Annotated in this window: 12 protein-coding genes; 4 read left to right on the forward strand and 8 right to left on the reverse strand. The window is 68.8% G+C overall.

The genetic code is table 11. From position 1 onward, the window contains the following. The 4 genes from RM540_RS06660 to RM540_RS06675 all read left to right on the forward strand — a co-directional run bounded on the left by RM540_RS06660 (position 1) and on the right by RM540_RS06675 (position 4,582). Positions 1-1,002, forward strand: coding sequence for a tyrosine-type recombinase/integrase (locus RM540_RS06660; RefSeq protein WP_311662772.1), 1,002 nt, complete (start codon positions 1-3; stop codon positions 1,000-1,002). 27 nt (positions 1,003-1,029) lie between these two features. Beyond that, a complete protein-coding gene (locus RM540_RS06665) occupies positions 1,030-2,046 on the forward strand; it encodes a hypothetical protein (RefSeq protein WP_311662773.1) in 1,017 nt (338 codons plus the stop codon). Positions 2,047-2,268: 222 nt separating this feature from the next. Beyond that, on the forward strand, positions 2,269-4,083 hold the full coding sequence (locus RM540_RS06670) for a hypothetical protein (RefSeq protein WP_311662774.1): 1,815 nt from the start codon (positions 2,269-2,271) through the stop codon (positions 4,081-4,083). A gap of 214 nt (positions 4,084-4,297) precedes the next feature. Then, positions 4,298-4,582 (forward strand): hypothetical protein, encoded by a 285-nt coding sequence (locus RM540_RS06675; RefSeq protein ID WP_311662775.1) that lies wholly within the window; start codon positions 4,298-4,300, stop codon positions 4,580-4,582. A 257-nt stretch (positions 4,583-4,839) separates the two neighbouring features. Here the strand turns inward: RM540_RS06675 and RM540_RS06680 are convergent, their stop codons facing one another. The 8 genes from RM540_RS06680 to RM540_RS06715 are packed head-to-tail and all read right to left on the reverse strand — an operon-like array spanning position 4,840 to position 20,211. After that, complete coding sequence (locus RM540_RS06680; protein ID WP_311662776.1) at positions 4,840-5,466, reverse strand: CYTH domain-containing protein; 627 nt, start codon at positions 5,464-5,466, stop codon at positions 4,840-4,842. Continuing rightward, complete coding sequence (locus tag RM540_RS06685) at positions 5,463-7,094, reverse strand: HD domain-containing protein (protein WP_311662777.1); 1,632 nt, start codon at positions 7,092-7,094, stop codon at positions 5,463-5,465. Before RM540_RS06685 ends, RM540_RS06680 begins: the two co-directional genes overlap by 4 nt. Before the next feature lie 56 nt (positions 7,095-7,150). Beyond that, positions 7,151-9,184, reverse strand: coding sequence for a protease Lon-related BREX system protein BrxL (brxL, locus tag RM540_RS06690; RefSeq protein ID WP_311662778.1), 2,034 nt, complete (start codon positions 9,182-9,184; stop codon positions 7,151-7,153). Between the two features lie 3 nt (positions 9,185-9,187). Then, positions 9,188-11,713 carry a PglZ domain-containing protein gene (locus RM540_RS06695; protein WP_311662779.1) on the reverse strand — a complete coding sequence of 842 codons (2,526 nt, stop codon included), beginning with the start codon at positions 11,711-11,713 and terminating at the stop codon, positions 9,188-9,190. Positions 11,714-11,716: 3 nt separating this feature from the next. After that, complete coding sequence (locus RM540_RS06700; protein ID WP_311662780.1) at positions 11,717-12,109, reverse strand: hypothetical protein; 393 nt, start codon at positions 12,107-12,109, stop codon at positions 11,717-11,719. Between the two features lie 2 nt (positions 12,110-12,111). Then, the gene (gene pglX / locus RM540_RS06705; protein WP_311662781.1) at positions 12,112-16,077 is read right to left on the reverse strand and encodes a BREX-1 system adenine-specific DNA-methyltransferase PglX; all 3,966 of its coding nucleotides are present in this window, start codon (positions 16,075-16,077) and stop codon (positions 12,112-12,114) included. 4 nt (positions 16,078-16,081) lie between these two features. After that, complete coding sequence (gene brxC / locus RM540_RS06710; protein ID WP_311662782.1) at positions 16,082-19,630, reverse strand: BREX system P-loop protein BrxC; 3,549 nt, start codon at positions 19,628-19,630, stop codon at positions 16,082-16,084. Beyond that, positions 19,627-20,211, reverse strand: a complete 585-nt coding sequence (locus RM540_RS06715; protein ID WP_311662783.1) for a BREX protein BrxB domain-containing protein — start codon at positions 20,209-20,211, stop codon at positions 19,627-19,629. Before RM540_RS06715 ends, brxC begins: the two co-directional genes overlap by 4 nt. Positions 20,212-20,213 lie beyond the last annotated feature (2 nt).

Here is a 20,213-nt window from a genome sequence, read left to right on the forward strand (position 1 = left end):
GTGGAACAGAGTGACAATGCAATAACAGTCGTTGACCGTGCCGAGCCGCTGGCAGCCACGGTCCGCCAGTCGGGCGAGACCGCTCCCGTCTCGCAGGCCGACGACGACGGGCACCTCGTCCGGCTCTGGCTCCACGGGAAGTCCGCCAACACCCGCGACGCCTACGACCGCGACGTCCGCGCCTTCGTCGACTTCGCCGACGTCCCACTCGCCCAGCTCACGCTCGGCCACCTCCAAGGCTGGTCCGACGCGCTCTCACGCGCCGGGCTCGCGGCCTCGACCCGGTCGCGGAAGCTCTCGGCGGTCAAGAGCCTGCTCTCGTTCGGCCACAAGCTCGGCTACCTCATATATAACGTGGGGGCCGCCGTCGCCTTGCCGAAGCAGAAGGACACGCTCGCAGAAAAGATCTTGCCCGAGGCCGCCGTCCACCGCGTGCTGGCGGTCGCCGATGCCGTCGCGACGGAAGGCTCGTTCACCGACCGCCGGAACGCGCTCGCGCTCCGGCTCTTCTACGCGAGCGGCGGGCGGGTCTCTGAGCTCGCCGGACTCCGCTGGCGCGACTGCGTCGAGCGGTCGCTCGAGCGGGGGCGACCGACCGGACAGGTGACCCTCTACGGGAAGGGCGGCAAGACGCGGCGCGTGCTGCTCTCGGCCGACACGTGGGCCGTCCTCGAAGGCCACCGCCAGCGCGAGACGACGGGCGGCGTCGCGAAAGGCGGGCACCCCGTGCTCCGTTCGCGGAAGGCGGGAGTGGGCGGAGCGCCACGTCCACTAACGAGGCAGCAGTTGTGGCGTGTCGTAAAGGACCTGGCGAAGCGCGCGGGGCTGCCCGGCGCCGTCTCGCCCCACTTCTTCCGCCACGCCCACGCCAGCCACGCTCTCGACCGTGGGGCGCCGCCGCACCTGGTCCAGCAGACGCTCGGCCACGCGAGCTTGCAGACCACGAGCCGGTATGCGCACGCCCGGCCCGACGACTCGTCCGCGCGGTACCTCGGGGTATAGCTTGCCAAGCGGGACTACACTGTGCACTTGATTGACCTTCTCGTCGTTTGCCGTTTCGCGCTTCACGGCGCACTAGCATTCGTTCTGTTCGTAGGCGTGAACTGGCTCGGCCCCCGGTCGAAAGCGTTCGGGTACGTGAGTCTCCACGCCGTGCCTCGGGCGTCGGACCCGCCGAGCACTGTATTCAACGTTGTGTTCCGGGCGGCGGCTCCAGTGGCGCTCGTGCTGCTGACGGCGACGGCGCTATACGCCGTCGGATGGGATCCGATGGTTGAGGGCATCTGGGCGGTCCCGGTGTACTACTTCGGAGGAAGCCTCGTCTTCAACCTGGCTCTGGGCCGGTGGCTGATCTTGAACTGGGTCCGAGAGCTTGGCCAGGCGGCGCTGTCGATCGGCACGGTGGCGCTGTTGTACAAGCGGGTGATCGAGGACCGCGACACCCTGATGCCTGACGCGGAGGCAATCGTCGCAGAGTTGTGGATCATCGTCGCCCTGTTCATCTACGCAGTGCTCAACGGCGTCAAGTTTGAGTGGAAGGGCTCTATCGAGCGCTCCGACCGATACATCGAGTCTGCGTACGAGCGGTATCGAGCGACGTGGGGCGAGGTCGTCTCGGCGGAGCTTCCGGTGAAGGGAGCGGGTCCTGACCCCTTCGTGGAGTCCGTCGTCTACGCTGTGATGATCTACGAGGGGTTCAATCGGCCGCCGCGCGTCCAGCGTGCAGAACGGTGGATTCAGCGTGTGTGGCCCGGTCGACCGAGGACGCTCGGGCCGATGCAGGTCAGGTCTGCGATCCCGATGACCGACGAGCAGAGCGTGCGGGTAGGGGTTCGGCGTGTGGCGGCTGTAATCGCCGAAGCGCAAGATTCCCCGTCGTCGTATCAGCCGTCGATGTACGACGTGGCTCATCAGGTGTACCAGGACTACAACCCCGGCGAGCGGTACGCGGAGGACGTGGCGGCCGTGCACGACGTATTGATCCGTCAGCACTACCCGGCGTTGGCCGAGGCGTTGGAGGGCTCGTACGGGTCGTACGCGAGGTAGTGCTGGAGGAGTGCTCGGGTGAGGGCGGGCCGGGCGGGCGGCATGGTAGCGCCCCATGAGATCGACGCCGCGAACGCGGTAGAGGTGAGACAGCCGAGCGCGCTATGCGGACAGCTCCGAGTTTGTACTAGTGGGAGAACGAACTGAGGGCAATCATGGCAGGATCCAATTGGGGAGAATGCCCTCTTAACTATGCGTCCTGCTTACCCTGGACAAGCCAGCGTGATCGACCTCTCACATAACAGACCTTCAATGCACACGCCACCCACGCGGGGCCTTCTTCCGCATCTCGACTTCTTTCAGCTCACTGCTGATGCGTTTGAAGAGCTTTGCCTGGACCTCGTACTGGACGAGGGCGAAGTCGAACGAGCCGTGCGCTACGGTGTAAAGGGAGATTATCAGGACGGCATCGACATTCTGGCCGTGCTCGAATGGGGCAAGCAGCGGGCCTACCAGTGCAAACGCGAGAAGCGGTTCGGCCCGGCAAAGATCCGCGAAGCGGTCTCACTCTTCTTAGATCATGGCCTAGCTGACAGCGTTGAGGCTTTTGTTCTCTGCACAGCCGAGCGCCTCAACTCGCGGCAGCGTCTGAACGCTCTCACCGAGGCAGGCGAGCGGCTCGGCGAGGTCCGGTTTGAGGTTTGGGACCAGGCGGAGTTGTCTCGACGCCTTCGCAACCGCCGGGATCTCGTCGCCCGAGCGTTTGGTGAGTCATGGGCCGAGGCGTTCAACGGCACCGTGACCGGATGGGACCGCGCTCACGGCATCGAAACCCGCTACCTCGTCTGCATGAGCTCGGACGTCACGTTCGACATCGCTGCGGGCCGTCTCGACGGCACCCCGTTTGAGGATGGGACCCTGTTCTTGTCGCCCGCAGGGCGCTACCAGTCAGCGCTTGCTCGTGCGCTCGGGAGCGAAGGGCGCCGAGAATCAGAGTACGGGCGCGGCTTCAGGAGTGCGAACGCCTACCAACGTGCACACCCGGACGCGAAGGTTGAGCCGTGGGGTGGAGAGCACCCCACGTTCACCCGTACGCCGAGCGCGACAGAGGTACAGAAGCATTTCAAAGACCCGATCACCCGATCATTCCTCGACGCAGGGGTCCGCCTCGACCGCCTTGCCCAGGTCACAACGCAGTTCGAGTACTGCGGCTCCGGGCGTTTCGAAGAGTCGCACGCGGTCGCGCCTCTGTGGTCTCTGCACCTGCAAATCACCAATCGATCGGCCGAGGCCGTCCACCTCGACCGCCTCCGTGGCAGTGGGCGGAGCGGGCGCAACCAACCTTACGAGGCGCTCGAGCCGGGAGTAGGACAGTCGTTGGAAGCCGTCGGCCCCGGCTCCGCGCTTGCCCCAGGCCAGACGCTGTTGGTCCCGCTCGCAACTCTGGTCATCCCCTACACAGCTTCTGGTGTCGATCATGGCCACGACTGGGATGAGATCGGGGACCGTCTGTGGTTCGACAGCTTCGCGGACCTCTCCGAGCAACTTGCCGAAGCCTGGGTCATCGGACCGACGTTCTGGCCCGAGGAGATGTCGATTCAGTCTCTCGACGGCGACTCCACGGCGGAGATAGCAGTCAGGGCGTTCGAGCCCCGGCGGATCGGGATACTTGACGTGGAATGGGGCTTCGGGTCGTGTCCGCACCTGTTCGTCGAGCTCAACGACGGGGTCCAGTACGTCCGGCCTCTCTTCACCGCAGTACCCGGCGCTGAGTGCACGGAGCATGCCCTAGCCCCTCCAGGCGCGGTCGCCTTCTTGCTCGCCGAGCTCGAACACGAGACAACGTACCTGACGTCGGTGTTCATCGACGGTCAGCCTATGCCGGCCCCGCCATTGCTACGCCGAGGCGATCGACTGCGAATGCCGGTGTCGCCGGGCAGCGACGCGGTGTTCGTGGGGCACTACGAAGCCGCGCGTACGGCTTATCGCCCCGAGCTCGCCCGCCGACTGATCTCAGCATTCGTCGGTCACGCTCACCAGTCAGCTTCCGCTGAGTTGGATCGCACGGATCGACCATTCGGCCCCGTTGTATCCTGAGTGGCGCGCCGCAATCTATTTTCCGTCCCCTTGCTCTGACCCCATGTCGAAGTCCCATCGCACCGTCAAAAGCTCGTCGAAGGTGGGCGCCGTGAGTCTGGCGAAGGCGTTGTCGGCCGCGAAGCGCGTACGCGACGGTCGGACGTCGAAGATGGCAAAGTCCACGTCGCTGTCCCAATTCAAGAGCGCACCGGCGCTGGTCAAGAAGTAGCCGGTGGCGGCCTACACGCAGGGCGTCTTTGTCAACTGCCCTTTCGACCCGGACTACGCGCCGGTCTTCGACGCGGTGGTGTTCGCGGTCCACGACGCCGGCTTCGTGGCGCGGTGCGCGCTGGAGGAGGACGACAGCGCGCGCGTCCGGGTCGAGAAGATCTACGACATCATCGGCGCGTGCCGGCTGGGCGTCCACGACGTGTCGCGGACGGAACTGGACCCGGCGATGGGCCTACCGCGGTTCAACATCCCGTGGTCTCGGAGCCAGTCGCCCACGAGCTTTTGACGGACGTCCTCTTCCGTCATTTGACGCCGTCCCGGGCGGCTGAGCCGTCCCGGAGAATCTTCGCGACTCGCTGTGTTTGCGAACGGGTGATCGTGGCTCTAGATCTGGGAGCTCCGGTGGACTGCGAGCGTGTGCTTCGTTTTTCCTGCCTTGCGCGGGGGATGACCGGTGCTGACGGAAGCAGCAGAGTGGGGTGTCCTTCCCGTCGTTGAGGAGCCCAGAGCGGCGCAGCGGAAGGTCGCCTCGCTAGAGTCGGTCTAGGTGGTCTTCCAGCGAGGCGATGATGGCTCCTGCTCCATGGAGACGCAGTTGCTGCTGAGGGCATGGGTGAACCGTTCGTACTTGCTCAGACGGGAAGCCGTGGCTTGGGGCGCCACCGCGAGGATGGCCTGGACGGCGCTCCTGAGGGCCGTCGGGTCGTCGCTCTCCACCTCGGCCTCGAAGATGGTGCGTCCACCGGGAAGGCGAACGCGGTCGAGCTCGACCGCTGCCCCCTTACCGAGCGAGACCACGACTCGGAGGGTTCGCATCCAACCCACGCGGTCGAGGTGCTGCACCCCCAGGTCTCCTAACAGGCCGTGCAATGGTTCTGGGAGATCGTGCTCGACGTCGAGCCGTGGGGCGAGGCGGCAAGAGGCCCAGGAGGTTTCGGACGCGGTACGCGTGGCGCCGTTCTGGCATGTGGGGACCTTGAGAGTCGCCTCCGTGTCCCCACCTGCCGTGTGGCGGACGCGGAACGTGATAGCCCGGTCCGCTAGGGTCCCTTGAGCGTCGTAATAAACGTTGAGGAGGTCGATCCGCTGGATGAGCTCTCCGGACTGGCGGAGCCGCTCGTAGTCATCGGCCGACAGCTCGAGCTTGGCCTCAATCTCAGTGTGTGTCATTGGGGATCGTCTAGCGTGAGCGCAGCCGCACGCAAGGCTTTGAGCGTGGTCTCGTCGTCCCCAGAATAGTACAGCCGGCCGATGCTCACCTCTTCCTGTGCGAGGACGCGGAGTGTGGGGAGTTCGTCGGCCCACGAGCGGCCGAGAACAAGACCGTACACGCCATCTGAACCCCGGTGGAGGATCCGGGCTACGTCTTTGCGGTCGATGTCCTTGGTGGCCTTGGGGTCGACGGTGTCCAGATGGAGAGAAGCGTCGGGGTGGGCGGCCACGAGTTGGCGCCTGTGCTTTTCTAAGCGCTGCTTGACCGCTTTCTGGGTTGCCGCTTTTCGGTCCGTCGGCTTCTCGCCCCTGGCAGGAGGTGTGCCCTCGCTGTCCTCGGCTTTCTTCAGGATGACCTCCACATCGTCGCTCACGTCGACCTGGGTCACCTCGTCTACGCGCTTCCAGAGCTGCCGCCGAGAGATCTTGCGCGCGATGTCTCGCAAGTCCTTGGAAACGGTCTCGTCACCCTTTAGGACACGGATGAACGTCTCGTCGCTCAATTCCAGGTAGGTCTCGACGAGGTCGTCGAGAGTTGAGGGGGTGAAGAGGTCCAGTTCGTCCCCTGCTTGCTTGGCGATCGCTTCCAGCATTGCCGAGGTGGCTCGGTTGGTTTTGTGGTAGTAGACCTGGGTGAAGAGCTGGAACCTGGCTTGGACGAAGTTCTCCACCGCCCGAATGCCGCTGCGCTTGACGGCGAGACGGAGGGTCGTGGAGTCGTGCGAGGTGCAGACCAAGAGCGAGCGCAGAACGCGCTCTCGGTCGTACAGGCCGTAGGTGACACCGATGGACCGGCTGTCGCGCTCGAGGTAGTCCATCCGGTCCGCGTCGAGCGGGGCCGATGCGATGAGATCGTGGAGGAGGGGGACGTAGCGTTTGAGCCCTTCGGACAGACACAGCTCCGGTCTTTGGAGTATGGCTGCAGCGACCACTCCTGGGACGTGCTGCGCATCGACGCCTGTAGCGTTGGTAGCCACCTCCCCGTCCTTGAGGAGCTGATCCCAGATGACCGCGAACAGGATGCAGGACATCTCCTCGTGCTCGACACGGGGTCGGTCTGCCTTGTTCGGATCGTCGCTCTGCCCGATGTTCTCAGCTAGTCCGCGGACCGAGGCCAGCCGCTCGTCCGTGCGGACGATCTCGATGACGGGGCCTGTTTTAGGGGCGAAGCTGTCGAAGGTGTGGGAGAGGGGGCCATGTCCGAGATCGTGCACGAGCCCGGCGAAACGCACCACGCGAATAAGCGCCGTGAGCACCTCCTCATCGAGAGTGTGAAGGGCGACCGCCTCGCCTTCTGCTGCCTCTCCGACAGATCGCGCACGCCCCTTCTTCGACGCGGCGTACCCGTTGCGGAGGAGGCTCTCGACAATGGTTTGCGCGATGTGAAGGACGCCGAGGCTGTGCTCAAATCGCGTATGCGACGCCGCTGGGAAGACGTAGTAGAGGAGTCCGTTTTGACGGATGTGATGAAGCCGCTGGAAGAGCGGATGGTTTAGAACCGCGCGCTCCTCGTTGGAGAGCCGGACGATCCCGTGGACGGGATCGAGAATAGCGTTGGTGTAGCGGAGCGAGTCGGGGAGTCTCATGATCGAGGAGGCATCGTCTGAGACCGAGCGAAGAACTGAGGGCGGCGGCCCCAGGGTTACCGGTCGAGGGAGAGGGCTTTGGTGGCGGCGGTGCGGAGGTCGCCGAAGAAGATGGGGTCCACGGTCTCGAGGACGTCGGCGTGGACCTCGAAGAAGCTCCGCTTGTTCTCGATGGGGATGAGCGCGCGGCGGGCCCCGTTGTCCATCGCCACCTGGAGCGGCTCGACGAGCGAGTGGACGGGCTTGACGTTCCCGCCGATGGAGAGGTCGCCCAGGACCAAGAGGCCCGCCAGCGGCGGCGCCTTCTGGAGCGCGGACACGGCGGCGACGACGAAGGCCACGCCGATCTCACCCGCGACCCGGTTGCCCAAGAGGTCGACGGCCTCGACGTGGAGGTCGGTGACGTCCAAGAGCCGGTCGAGCCCGTAGGCCGTCTTGTTAGCCCGGAGGTAGCTGTGGGCGCGGGTGACCGACTCCTTGGTGATGCCGCTGAGGCCTCCGGCGGGCTTGAGCTTCCCCGTCCCGCTGGCGGGCGTGACCTCCAGTCGGTAGAGCCCGACCGTCCCGTCGGTGGCGACGGCGCCGGCGTATACGGTGCCCGGCGAGAGCGGGTCGGCGGCGATGAGGTCGCGCCCGCCCTGCTCGGGGACGCCGACGAACCGCTCCTCGCCCGTTTCGTTGAGCGTGTAGCTGAACGAGGTGTGGTAGTACTCGAACGCCCCCATCTTCTTGAGCTGCTCCTTGACGCGGCGCCGGCCCTCGATAGCGAGCTCCAGGAGCGGTTCTAGGTCCTCGGCGTTCGGGTCGCCAGCGGGGTGCAAGATCTTGACCAGGCCCGAGACCGTGCGGCGGACGGCCTTCCGGTCCCGGGCGTTGAGGTGGGAGCCCAGCGCGGCGTGGCGGTCGAGGAGCTCGGTGTAGTTCGACTTGCGGAGCTCGCGGAGCGCCTCGGCGAGGTAGTCCACGACGAAGCCGTAGTGGTCGGTGAAGTGCTCGTTCCGCATCTTCGGCACCTCCCAGCCCGGGAGGTAGGCGTGGAGCCGGTCGATGAACGCCATGTCGTCGCGGATGGCGTCGGGGAGCGGGGCGAACAGGTGGCCCGTCTGGACCATCACGTCGACGGGCTGCTGGGTGTTGCCGAAGAAGGCGAGGCTGGCGTAGCCCGCCATCGCCTCCTGCCCGCGCTGGAACTGGCCGGACTCGCCGTAGGTCTTGAGCGTGGTGACGACCTCGAGCGGCATCTTCTGGAGGTCGGCCACCTCGTCGAACCCGACGACGTCCCAGATCATGACCATCCCCTTCTGGCGGCCGTTCATGTGGCCGAACAGGTTGGCGACGGTCGTGGGGCCGGTCAGGAGCGAGGCGTAGGGCGAGATCTCCTGGACGGCGTAGCTCTTGCCCGTCCCCCGCGGCCCGAGCTCGATCAGGTTGTAGTTCCGCTCGCACAGCGGGACCAGCCGGGACAGGAACAGGAGCTTGGTCCGGAGCTCCATCTCGTCGGGCTCGTAGCCCATGCTCCGGAGCATGAGGTCGGTCCACTCGGCCGTGGTGAACTCGGCCCGGAGCGCGCGGTACTCGGCGAGGTCGAAGGAGGCGAGTTGGATGGGCGTGAGCTTCTCGATGACGAACGGGTAGCGCTCGTCGTCGGGCTCCCACGCCATCTCGACCTGGGCCCAGATGCCGCCGGTCAGGAGCCGGTCGAAGTCGCGGACGTAGCGGTCGGGGATGCGGACCTTGGTGTGGCCGAAGTTGACAACCTCGGCCCAGTAGGCGCTGTCGACGAGCTTGACCTTGACCTTGTCGATGAACGTGTGTCGGCCCTTCTCCTTGACGCGGCTCTGGGCTTTGGTGGCCTCGTCGGGGCGGATGTAGTGGGTAGCGAGCGTGTCTTGCACGACGCCGAGCCCCATCTGGATCGCCATCTCGTCGGACGAGGCGCAGTACTTGCCGAGCAGGTACTCCAAGACGAAGACCGGCACGTTGGCGCCGACCTTGACCTTCCGGACGAGGTCCTTGCGGACGACCTTGCCGGCGAAGACGCGGGCGACCTTGTCGTCGAGCGCGTCGCGGGCGGGGGGGGCAGGCGTCATGGGCTAGACGGACAAACGGAGCGGGATGGGGTCGGACTGGGCCAGGCGGCGGCCGGTCTCGGGGTCTTGGACGGCGACGCAGACGTCGGCGACGTCGTCGCGGGCGAGGAGGAGGCCGACGGTGGCCTCGCCGTTGGGCGGGAGCGTGACCGTCCCGTGCTCGCGGTCGAAGTCGGCGCCCATCGCCATGCCGGCCTGGCCGACCTCGGCGCCGCCGTGGAGCAGGACGACGCGGACGGTGACGGGCTCGGCCGCGAACAAGTTCGACGGTCGGACGCGGACGCCGAAGGTCCGGTTGGTGATGGCCGTCGGGAGGTCGGCCAGTTCCACCTCTGCCGAGGTGCTGGCGGCGGGGGCCTGGGTGGGGAGCCGGAACGTGAGGGCTGGCACCACCATCTCCTGGAGGCTGGGGCCGCCGTGGTGGTAGCTGAGGTCGCCGCCGGCCTTAAAGACGGCGGCGCCGGGCGGGAAGCAGACGTCGAGGTCGGCGTCGTAGCCGAGGGCGGCGGCCGAGACGCGCAGGGCGCCGGGGGGCGTGGTGCCTCCCCTCCCGACCCAGCAGCGGCGGCCGAGCTTGACGGTCTCGCCGCCCGGGGCCTCGACGGCCATGTCGGCCCCCTTGCGTGACGCGAACAGGTGGCCGTGGTCGGCGACGACGACGAAGCGGGCGACGCCGGCCTCGGCGAGCTTGCGGACGGCGCGGGCCAGGTTGCTCACGACCGTGCCCATGACGTGGCGCGCGAGGTCGAAGCCCCCCTCCCCCAGCGCGTCGATCTCCTGGGAGCGGACGACGACGAGCGGGGCGCCCTGGACGGCGGTCGCCAGCTTGGCGGCCGACTGGCGGAGCAGGTCGTCGAGCGTGAGGTCGGCGGCGTCGGGGACGCGGGCCTGGAGCAGCTTCTGGCGGGCGGGGAGCCCGGGGAGCGGCGTCTCGCCGACCGACGGGGCCAGCTTGCCCTTGACGGCGCCCAGCCGGAACGAGGCGCCGGCGCCGGGCAGCAGCGCCGCCATCCCGACGACGGTGACCGAGGGGAGCGCAGCGATGGCCGGCCGCAGGCGGAGGTCGAGGGCGCCATCGAGCCGCTGCGCCAGCTCGGCGGCCATCTCGTAGCGGAGCGCGTCGGCGACGAGGTAGGCGACGGGCTCCGGGGCGCCGTCCACGAGCGTGGCGTAGACGGAGGTCTGGGCGAGCGGCCCTTCGACGGACCAGCCGTGGGCGCTGAGGGCGTCGGCGAACCGCTCGGCGGCGCGGTGGACCCAGCGCGCGTAGCGGTCACGCAGGCGGAAGAGGGCCTCCTCGGCGGCGGGGTCCTGGTCGAGCCCAGCGACGTGGGCTTCGAGCTGGCGGTGGAGCGTGTCGGCGCGGTACCACGGCGCGTCGCCGTCGGCGTAGGCGGTGACCCAGGCGGCGGGGGTGCCGGCTTGGGTCTCGACGGCCCGCTCGACGCGCTCGAGCTCCGTCCCGAGTCGGGCCAGGAGCCGGCAGGTCTCCCACTGCGCCTGGTGCTGGACGTCGTGGCGGGCCCAGAAGCTCGCGCCGTGGACGTCGGCGAGGGCCAGGGCCTCGCCGAAGGCGTCGGCCGCCAGCCGGGCGGCGGTGTGGGCAAGGACGGCGTCGGACTCGAACCGGAACGTGTCCACGCGGCCGAGCGCGGCGGGGTCGAGGTCGGCCTGGGCGAGCGCGAAGTCGGCCGCGACGGCGTCGGCGGCCTTCTGGTAGGCGGCGGGGTGCCGCTGGCGGAGCCGCTCGACGAGAGCGCGGGCGCGTTTGGTATGGTCAGCGGTGCGGGGGGCCGGGACGTCTGCGATGGCGAGGGGCGGGTCGCCGTCGAGGTCGTCGCGGAACTCGGCGAGCAGGGCGAACCGGAGCGCCTGGTGGCGGAGCGCGGCGGGGTCCGCGTCGGCGGGCGTCTCCAGGCCGAGCCGGGAAGTGAGCAGGGCCGCGAGCTCGCCGCTGGCATCCTTCGCCTGGACCGCCGCGTCCGAAGCGAGGTCGCCGAGCCAGCGGGCCAGGAGCTCGTCGCCGTCGGGCGTATCGAAGACGGTCCGGAGCATCGACGGGGCCGACGCCTCGTCCTGCTGGCGGAGGACGTCGGCGACGTCGGCGTAGGTCAGGCCGTCGGGCAGGAGGCCGTCGATCTGGCCGTCGGTGAGCGAGCGGCGCAGCAAGACGCGGGCAAGGCTGGCGAGCTGGGGCTCGTAGGTGACGCCGCCCTCCTCCAGCTCGGCCAGGAGCGACTCGTGGGGGCGGGGCTTGGGGGCCGGGACGTAGACCAGGAGCGGGTCGGGCCGGGCGGCCGAGACGACGGGCTCGACGGCGGCGCGGAGCCCGAAGTAGGACCCCTCGAACCGGGCCACGAACGTATCGAGCCCGCCCAAGACGGCCCGGGGGAGCGGGTCGCCGGGCTCGGGCGCCAGCTCGTCGAGGAACGGGCCGAACTCGCCGCGGGGGTCGTAGAGCACGACGACGCGGCGGGCGTCGAGGTGGCCGCGGAGGGTCTGGGCGAGGTGGTCGTGGAGGAGGTGCATGGGCTAGGCGTCGGGCGTGGCGGGCGGGCGGACGCCGGTGAAGCGGTAGACGCGGCGGGCCACCTTCTGGCCCTTGCCTTTGGCGCCGAGCGAGAGCGCGGACTCGTCCACGGTGGCCCCGACGCTCCCCTCCCCCGTCACGTCATAGAACTCCTCGATCTCGACCTGCTCGGCCGTCCGGATGCGGTCGGCGATGGCGAGCTCCTGGGCGACTTTGGCCTGGCGCTCGGCCATTCGCATCTCGATCTCCTGGCGCCGTTCGAGCCGTTCGAGTTCCTGGAGGTCGTCGTTGTTGGCGGCGCTCTCCGACGCATCCGACGCCCTGGTGAGCGCGCGGTAGATCCCGTAGTACGGGACGACAGCCTGCATGAGCGCGTCTTTTTGCTCGTCGGTCATGGCTAGCGGGGCGCGAGGAGGTGGTCGCGGGCGGCCTGGACGGCGGGCGACTGGCGGTCGGCGACCAAGCTGGCGACGGACTCGGTAGGCTCGTCGTGCGGCTGGAACGAGTCGTCGGGCTGGCGCTCGAAGAACACGTCCTCCAGGCTGTGCGCGAGCGCGAGGTCAGCGCGCTCGGCACAGAGGGGGACGACGCGCTCGGGCCAGAGGTGCATGGCGAGGTGCGACCAGTCGTAGTCGCCGTGTGCGAGCTCCTTCCACGCCTTCGCGAGTTCCTTTTGCCAGGGGCGGTAGAGCGTGAACAGGCGGTGGAGCGGGGCGAAGTTGATCAGGACGCCGTCGTCGTGAACGGGGCGCCAGAGGGGGGCCGTGGCTTCGATCTCGTCGCGGAAGAGACGGAGCTCGGCGACGGCGTCCTGTTGTACGGCGACCCTCTTCCGGGCGGCGGCGGAGGTGTCCGCGCCGAGGTCGTTCTCGAGTTGGCGGAGCTGGCCCTCCTCGTGGGCCACCTTGCCCCGCGCTAAGTCGAGCGCGCGGTAAAGCGTGTCGCGGTTGAGGCGCGGGTAGTAGAGCCAGAGCGTGTAGCTGCCGGACGGCGTGGAAAGCGGCCAGTAGATGGGCGCTTTCCGGCGGCTCTTGCTGTACTTGCGGCGGTGGGACTCGAAGAACGAGCTACCGCGGTGGAGGTAGGCGCGGAGGGTCTTGGCGCCGAGCATGGCGACGAGGGCGTCGCGCTCGGCGGACGGGTCGTCGTAGATCTCGCCAAGCGCCCCTTCAATGCGGGCGACGATGTCTCGGGGATGGCCGGGGTCATCTACGAGGAGGCCGTCTTCGGGAAAGGCAATCGGGTAGCCGTCTGGGGGCGACGCGGCGGGGAGGCCGTCCTCGCCGACGAGCATCCCGGGTGGGCAGGCCGGGAGCGGGGCGAACGGGTCCGGGATCTCAGGGGGATCGGCGGTGCCGGCGGCGTAGCGGACGTCCCACCGGCCAAAGGTGCAGCCGAGCGCGTAGGAGATGATGTTGTGCGCGTAGGCGTCCGCCTCGATGGCCGCCTCATCGTCTTCATCCTCGTCGCCGCTGGCGGTGGCCTCGTCGTCGTCGCCGAGGCCGACCATTGCGGCGAAGCGAGTGGAGTCGACGTTGTACATCTGGTCAACGCCCTCGTCGAACGCTGCTAGCGTCTCGGCCAGGAGGGCGTCGCGGTCCTGGAGGAGCGCCTGAGTCAGTTCCAGCCCGTTAGTGGCGGAGGTTCCGACCACCGGCGCGTCGAAGACGGAGTTGACTTCGTTGAGGTGGCTCGCGGCGATTTGCGATTCGCGGATCATCCGAGCGGAACGCGCCTCCAGATCTTCCGCCAGTTCGGCATCGTGTTGCCAAGGCAACCGCTTCAAGATCCCTGTATTGAACTCGGATGCGTTCGCCTGAATGTGGATCAGCGCGAGAGGGAGCCGCGCGTTCAGCCAGCCAGTCAAGTACTGCGGAGTGATATCAGACTGGCTCAGCACTGCTGGCCCCTTTGCTCCTATGACACATCCTGCTGGCAGAGCGCGCGCACTGAATCCCCGCGCGCTCCGCTTCGAGTACGTAGATCCAAGCCTCCGCCAGTAGTCAGAAGCTTGCCGGACTTGCGCAGTCGACCCATTCTTTGATCGATTCACCTGTTGCATTTCTTCGCCCTGCCGATTCCAGCCTAACAGAAGGTGTATGTCGCTGTAGAAGCGCGCGAAGGCTCCACCTTTCGCGAAAGGCTCCCATCTCTGCTGATCTCCAATACTTCCACTGGCAGCCTCCCATCTCAAGCGTACGAAGCGAGGATCATCGAAGGATCTCATTCCCTCTCTTGCTGTGGCAACATCAGGCTCAAGTACCCGGCTTGTCGAAATCAGCTTGGAGAGTTTTCCCGGCAAAGAGTAGAGCAGCTTGTTGCTCGGAATACTTTCGAAGACCTCGTGCTCGGTCACGAAGCGGGTGCTGTCATCTGGCGCCAGCGCACGGTAGTCAAGGTTGTTCAGGAACTCGTCGAAAGTCGCTCCTTGGGCATCAAGAGCAACGAGATCCGACTGCTCGTCCTTCGAGATCACGTAGGCACAAGCCTCCACGAAGGCGCTGTCCATTACACCGATCCCGAGATCGAGGAGGAGTCGCATATGGCCTAGCAACTCGTTTTTCCGCCACGCCGAGAGCTTCTTCGTGAGGAGGAAGGCCCGCGAGGTGATGGCTCCGACCAACCCGCCCCGCGTCAACAGATCCATTCCCCGCGAGACGAACGCCGCGTAGATGTCGACGAACGTGGAGCGGTAGCGCCCGTGCCGCATCCACTCGTAGACGGGCTCGGTCGCCAACCCGAAGGGAGGGTTCATCAGCACCACGTCGTAGCGCTGGCGGCAGACGTCGACAAAGGCGAACCCCCGGGCGGCGTCGTCCGCGAACAGTCGGCGGCGGTGGCTCTCGGCCTGCTCCCCGGCTCGCGCGTAGGTGTTGAGGGCGCGGTAGACGCGGTCCTCGGCGTCCTGCCAGAACGCCTCGGGGTCGGCGGGGGCGCCGTCGAACAGCCCGGGCGCTTGGGCCGCCATGCGCGCCGTCTCCACCTCCTCCCGAACGACGGTCTCGATGGGGAGCAGCGTGCCGGCCTCGTCGGCCATGTCCATCTCGCGGAAGACGCGCTGGACGAGGGGCCGGAGCGGCGCCGGCTCTAGCTGGTTCAGGAACTCGTCGCGGAGGTCGGGCTCGCCCGGCATCGGCTCCGCCACGACGAGGTTCGTCTTCGTGACCGTCTCTCGGTCCGCCTGCTTGACGCCGAGGCGGGTCCACTCGGCTTGAGCCCGCATCCAGAGCGCGAGCCCGGCCACCTGCGCTGTCCGCGGGTCGATGTCGACGCCGTGGAGGTTGTGGGCGAGGATGAGGCGCGGGAGCGCCCTGTGGAGCGCGTCTTGGGTCGGGTAGTCGTCGCGGAGCGTCCGGCCCGTGAGGTCCGAGGCCGGCTGCTCGTCGGCCTCCCACGCTTCGCCGTAGATCGTCGCCAGGAGCTCGAATGCGTAGAGCAAGAAGTGACCCGAGCCCGCCGCCGGGTCAAGGACCTTGAGGTCGCGGGGGTCCTTCGGCGCCCGGGGCGGGATGAGTGCGCCGTCGTGGTCGTCCGGGGCGTCTTGCTCGAACCGCTCGTCGGCGCGTCTAACGAGGTAGGCGCAGTCGTCGGCGAGGGCCGTCTCGCCGCGCTGCATCTCCCACCAGATCCGCCCGAGCGTGTTGTCGACGAGGAAGCGGACGACGTAGTCGGGGGTGAAGAACTGGTTTCGGAGGGCGAGTTCGTAGCTGTTCCGAGGCGCCGCGCTCTCGTCGCGAATCCGGCGCCGCTCCTTAGGGTCGTTGAAGTACTGGTAGACCCACCCGATGGTCTCCTCGTCGGCCCAAGCGTCGGCGAGGGCGGGCGCGTTGAGCGTGTCGAGGAGCTTGAGGAGCGCCGGGCGGCGCGGCCACATCCGGCCGGCGGTGGCGCGGCGGTCGAACAAGACGCGGACCTCGCGGCCGAGCTCGTCGAAGAGGGTCTCCAGAAACAGCCGGTACCCCTTGTCGGGGAGCGCGCTGAGCCCGGGCGCCAGCAGCGTGAAGTCGTTCTTGAACCCGGCGCTTTCCTCCCCTTTCGACACGGCTTGTGGGATGAGGTCCCGGGCCTCGAGCATCTTGAGAGCGACGAAGCGGTTGAGCGTGGTGAAGGCGGCCTCCCGGCGGAATGCGGCGACGGCCTCGGCAGGCGTCTTCCCCGCCGCCCGTTCGTGCTCGATAGCCTCGACGACCCGGCGGCGGAGGCCGCGCTGGGCGTCGTCCAAGTGAGCGCCGGGCTCGTCGGCAACGGTCCCGTCGTCCAAGACGTCGTAGAGCCCTTCTAGCTGGTCGCCCACCTCGTCTTCGAGGAGGCGGCGGGCCTTCTGGGTGGCGGTCTGGAGGGCGTTGCGGAGGTCGGTCGTCACAGGCTTACTGGAGGAAGAGCGTCTTACCGTCGGCGAGGGCGTCCAGGCACGCCTGGCGGAGCGCGCCCAGGGCGGCGTCGAGCTCGGCCGGGTCGTGGATGCCGCCGGTCGCGTACTGGCCGGCGCGGACGTGGACGACGCGCCCGCCCTCGACGCGCCGGATCACCTCCTGCTGGGCCCGGACCAAGCGGCCGGGGCAGGCGTCGGTCTCGGCGCGGAGCTGGGAGAACGGGGTGTCCGGCGCGGGGTCCTGGGCGTAGGCCGCCAGCGGCTCGGCGACCGACTGGCGGTCGTCGTCGGCCAGGGCGTCCCAGCCCGGCGTGTCGCGGAGCGCGGCGAGCGCGTCGCCGTAGGCGGCGGCGCGGTCGGTGCTGGCCTGCTCGAAGCGAGCGTCGTAGGCCGACCGCAGCGTGCCCGCGTGCCGCTCGATCTCGGGGAGCGACTGGAAAAAGAGCTCGCGGCGCAAGAGGTCGTCTAGGTGCCCGGCGGCGTCGGCGACCTCGGGTGGGAGGTCGGGCTCCGCCCGCAGGACGGGGGCCTGGGCCTGGAGCGTCTGGCGGGCGCGATCGAGGATGTCTAGGCGGGGCTCGGTGAGGGCGGCCTCCAGGTCGGCCGCCCGCTTGACGGCCTCGGCGATCTGGTGGTGGGCGCTCAAGAACGTGAGGACCGCCGATTGGCCGGAGCCCGAGCGGACGGCGCGGAGTTGGTCGAGTGCGCCGGCCAGCACGTCTCGGCCGGGGAGCGCGTGCTGGGCGAGCCGGGCGGCGGCGTCGGCGATCTCGGGCTCGACGCGGTCGGCCTGGGCACGGAGCGTGCGCGCGACGGCCTCCTCGGACAGCTCGTCGACGCGGACGCCGAACGTGGCCTCGACGTGGCGGGCGGCCTCGACCAGCTTGCGGCCGTCGAGCCCCTCTTTGGGCCGGAAGGAGGCCTGTCGGAACAGGTTGTTGTTGGGGAACGCTGTGCGGGCTTCGGTGCCCGTGGCCCCGTCGATCTCCTTGCCCTGGCTGGTGGCGACCACGGCGCCGGCGCGGACCAACGAGACGGCGAGCAGGCGGACGACGTCGAACTCCCAGCCGTAGGGCTCGGCGGCAAAGTGGTCGGTGAGGGCGCGGCCCGTCGCGGGGTCGCCCAGGCTGGCCTGCCGCGTGACCACCGCCAGCACCTCGTGGAGCGGCCCGCCGTCGGTGACGAACACGGGCGTGCCGTCGGTGTCGCGGAGCAGGCCGAGGTCGGTGAACGTGGCGGGCAGACCGCGCAGACTCTCCGACGACAGGAGCGTCTCCAGGTCGCGCCGGCCCACCTGGACGGCGGCCTCGGCGTAGCGGTCGTAGACCTGGGGGAGCGCCTGGGCCACGAGCGCCTCGGCGGCGCGGCGGACGTCGGGGGCCTTGGGGTCTGGGCTGCGGTCGTTGCCCCGGAAGTAGGCCCCGCCGCCCAAGAGCGCGCGCGCGAGCCGGGCCTGGAGCTCCGATTGGGCGCGCGACAGGCGGGCCTTCTCCTCGGCCACGAGCGCCAGCTCGTCGGGCGTCTTGGCCTGGCGCTCGCGCCGCGTCAGGATGTCCCGAGAGCGGTACGCCTCGTCGGCCGCGCGGACCAAGGCGGGGTCGAGGGCGGCGGCCCAGACGACGGCGCCGGGCTCGGCCTGGCTCCGGGCGCGGGCTTGGGCCTTGGCGTCGTCCAGGCGGGCGGGGTCGTCGAGCTCGACGTAGACCGGGAGGTCGCCGTCGACCAGCCGCTCGCCCCCCACCACGAGCCCGGCCTTGAACAGCCGGGTGCCGTGGAGGGCGTGGCTGGGCTGGGGCTTCCAGAGCGCCTCGGCGGCCGTCTTGTACAAGCGCGCCGAGTCGGCGGGGCGAGGCTGGGCGCCGGCCCGCTGGCGCTCCCAGTCGTCCTCGGCCGGGGTGGGGATGCGGTAGCCGTCGTCACCTCGGCGGACCTGGTGACAGGCGACGAGCTCGTCAAGGGCGTCCTGGACCTGAGGGAGAACGCTGTCGGCGTCGACCTCGGGGTAGAGCGAGGCTGCGACGTTGTCGGCGGTCCGGTGGACGGACTGGACGTAGGTGAGCAGGGCGACGGCCTTGGCGGCGTCCTGGGCCAGCGGGTGCTCGACGGTGTCCGGGATGGCGTCGATCTTGCCGCGGATCTCGGATGGGATGTTGCCGGCGACCAGGTCGTAGACCAGGTCGAGCGTCGCCAGGCGCCCGATGGGCTTGGAGGCGAGGTCGGTGTCGGGCCGGACCAGGAGCTGCTGGGCGAGCTTGATGATGGTCCGGTTGGCGCCGCCGACGTGCTTGGAGGCGCCGCCCTGGGTGCGCAAGCCCGAGACGACGCCGATGACCAGGTCGACGTGGTACGGCAGGAGCGGGTAGAGCTCGACGAACCGCTCGGCGGTGAGGTCGGGGAGCCGGATGTCAGCCGAGAGCTGGGTGTTCTTGGCGAGGCGGCCGTGGTGGTCGGCGTAGAGCGCGCGCAGGGTGTCCTGAGCGTCGGCGTTCTTAGACAGGACGCGCTTGGCGGTGACCTCGGCGATGTCGGACGGCTCGAGGTGAACCTGCGTCGGGAAGCGGTCCATGAGCCGGGCCAGCTCGACGCGCGTTCCGTCTAGGCCGCCGACGACCTCGGAGAGCTTCTCCTGCGACGTCACGACCAGCCAGAACCGCCCGCGCCCGACACGGCCTAGGGCCTGGACCAAGGCCTGGACGTCGAGCATCTTCTGGACGTCGCGGGCGACGAACTGGCCGACCTCGTCGACGACGAACGCGAGGTTGTGGCCCGGCCGGCGGCGGTCGACCAAGAGCGCGGTCCGCTCCGCCAGCAGGGCCGGCGTGATGTCGGCCCGGCCCAGGCCGCCCGTCTGCCAGCTGTCGGCGGCCGGGTAGGTGTCGGGGTCGAGCTCGTGCATGGTCCGGCTCGCCTGGGTGACGGCGAAGACGGCGAGCGACTTGGCCTGCGCCCAGTCCTTGTCGTAGAGCCGGGCGAAGGCGGCTTGGAAGTCGGCGAGGCGCCCCTCCCCTTCGAGGGCGATCTCGAGCTCGGCGAGGTCGAGGTCGGTGGCGTAGCCGAGGGCCTTGAGGAGCTGGCGGTAGGCGATCTCGGTGAGCGTCTGGTTCCCGCTCTTGATGCCGCGGTCGGACGACACGTCGAAGACGACGGCCTCGGTGGGCGCGCGCTCGGCGATCTGGGCCAGGAGCACCCGGACCTTCTCGCCGCACGGCCCGACGAACTGGCGGCCGACACGCTGGGCGGCCGGGAGGCCGTCGAGCGGGCGGTTTTGGAGGGCGAGCCCGAGCACCTTGGCGAAGCTGGACTTGCCGGAGCCGAAGAAGCCGGAGATCCAGACGCCGATCCCCTCGTGGGGTTGGGAATAGGTGTCGTTGTAGCGGTCGAGGACCTGGGCCATGTGGCCGCAGATGGCCTCGGTGGCGACGTACTCCTCGACTTCTTGGAGGACGACCTCGTCGTCGGTCTGATCGACCTTGATGACCTCCTCGATCCGCCGGTGGATGTCGCGGCTGAAGAGGGATTCGATGGGGGCGGCAGAGGTGCTCAAAAGATCTTTGGGCGGTAGTTGTGCTCGGCGTCGAGGCGCCCCATGAACCGGAGACCGGCCGGGGGCTCGACCTCGCCGGGGTAGAACAGGACGGCGGGGACCAGGACCTTGCCCATGAGCTGGTCCAGGAGCGAGGAGGTCCGGTAGAAGGGGAAGAGAGCGCCAGCGCGCGTAACGAAGACGACGTCCCGGGTGGGGGCGGCGTCGTCCGGGATGCGGGCGGCGACCAGTCCGTCGAGCGGGACGTGGTCGGACAAGATCTGGTGGACGGTCTCGGCCGCCTTCTCCAGACCGACCCCCTGCTCCGCGCCGGCCAGGTCGGCCCAGCTGTAGCCCACGGTTTTGAGCGCGGCGTCGAGGCACTCGGCGAGCGAGAGGGCGGTGACCCGCTTCCCCCCGTTCTCGAGCCGGGTACGGAGACGGGCGAGCTCCTGGCGGACCGGGAACTCGGCGTCGGGCGGGTACCGGAAGATGGCGTACGGCATGTCCGCGTAGGCGCTGATGTCGGGCCGGGGGTCCTCCTGGAGGAGGAGCGGTTCGAGCGTGCCGGTCAGGCGGTCGGTCCAGGGGGCGTCGGTCACGG

This window comes from Rubrivirga litoralis (genome assembly GCF_031846415.1).
In the GTDB taxonomy this organism is placed as follows: Bacteria; Bacteroidota; Rhodothermia; order Rhodothermales; family Rubricoccaceae; genus Rubrivirga; species Rubrivirga litoralis.

Excerpts from the sequence above, each read along its gene's own strand:
- RM540_RS06685 (WP_311662777.1), bottom strand. The coding sequence starts at position 7,094 with ATGAGACTCCCCGACTCGCTCCGCTACACCAACGCTATTCTCGATCCC.
- RM540_RS06680 (WP_311662776.1), bottom strand. The coding sequence starts at position 5,466 with ATGACACACACTGAGATTGAGGCCAAGCTCGAGCTGTCGGCCGATGAC.
- RM540_RS06700 (WP_311662780.1), bottom strand. The coding sequence starts at position 12,109 with ATGACCGACGAGCAAAAAGACGCGCTCATGCAGGCTGTCGTCCCGTAC.
- brxL (WP_311662778.1), bottom strand. The coding sequence starts at position 9,184 with ATGACGCCTGCCCCCCCCGCCCGCGACGCGCTCGACGACAAGGTCGCC.
- RM540_RS06695 (WP_311662779.1), bottom strand. The coding sequence starts at position 11,713 with ATGCACCTCCTCCACGACCACCTCGCCCAGACCCTCCGCGGCCACCTC.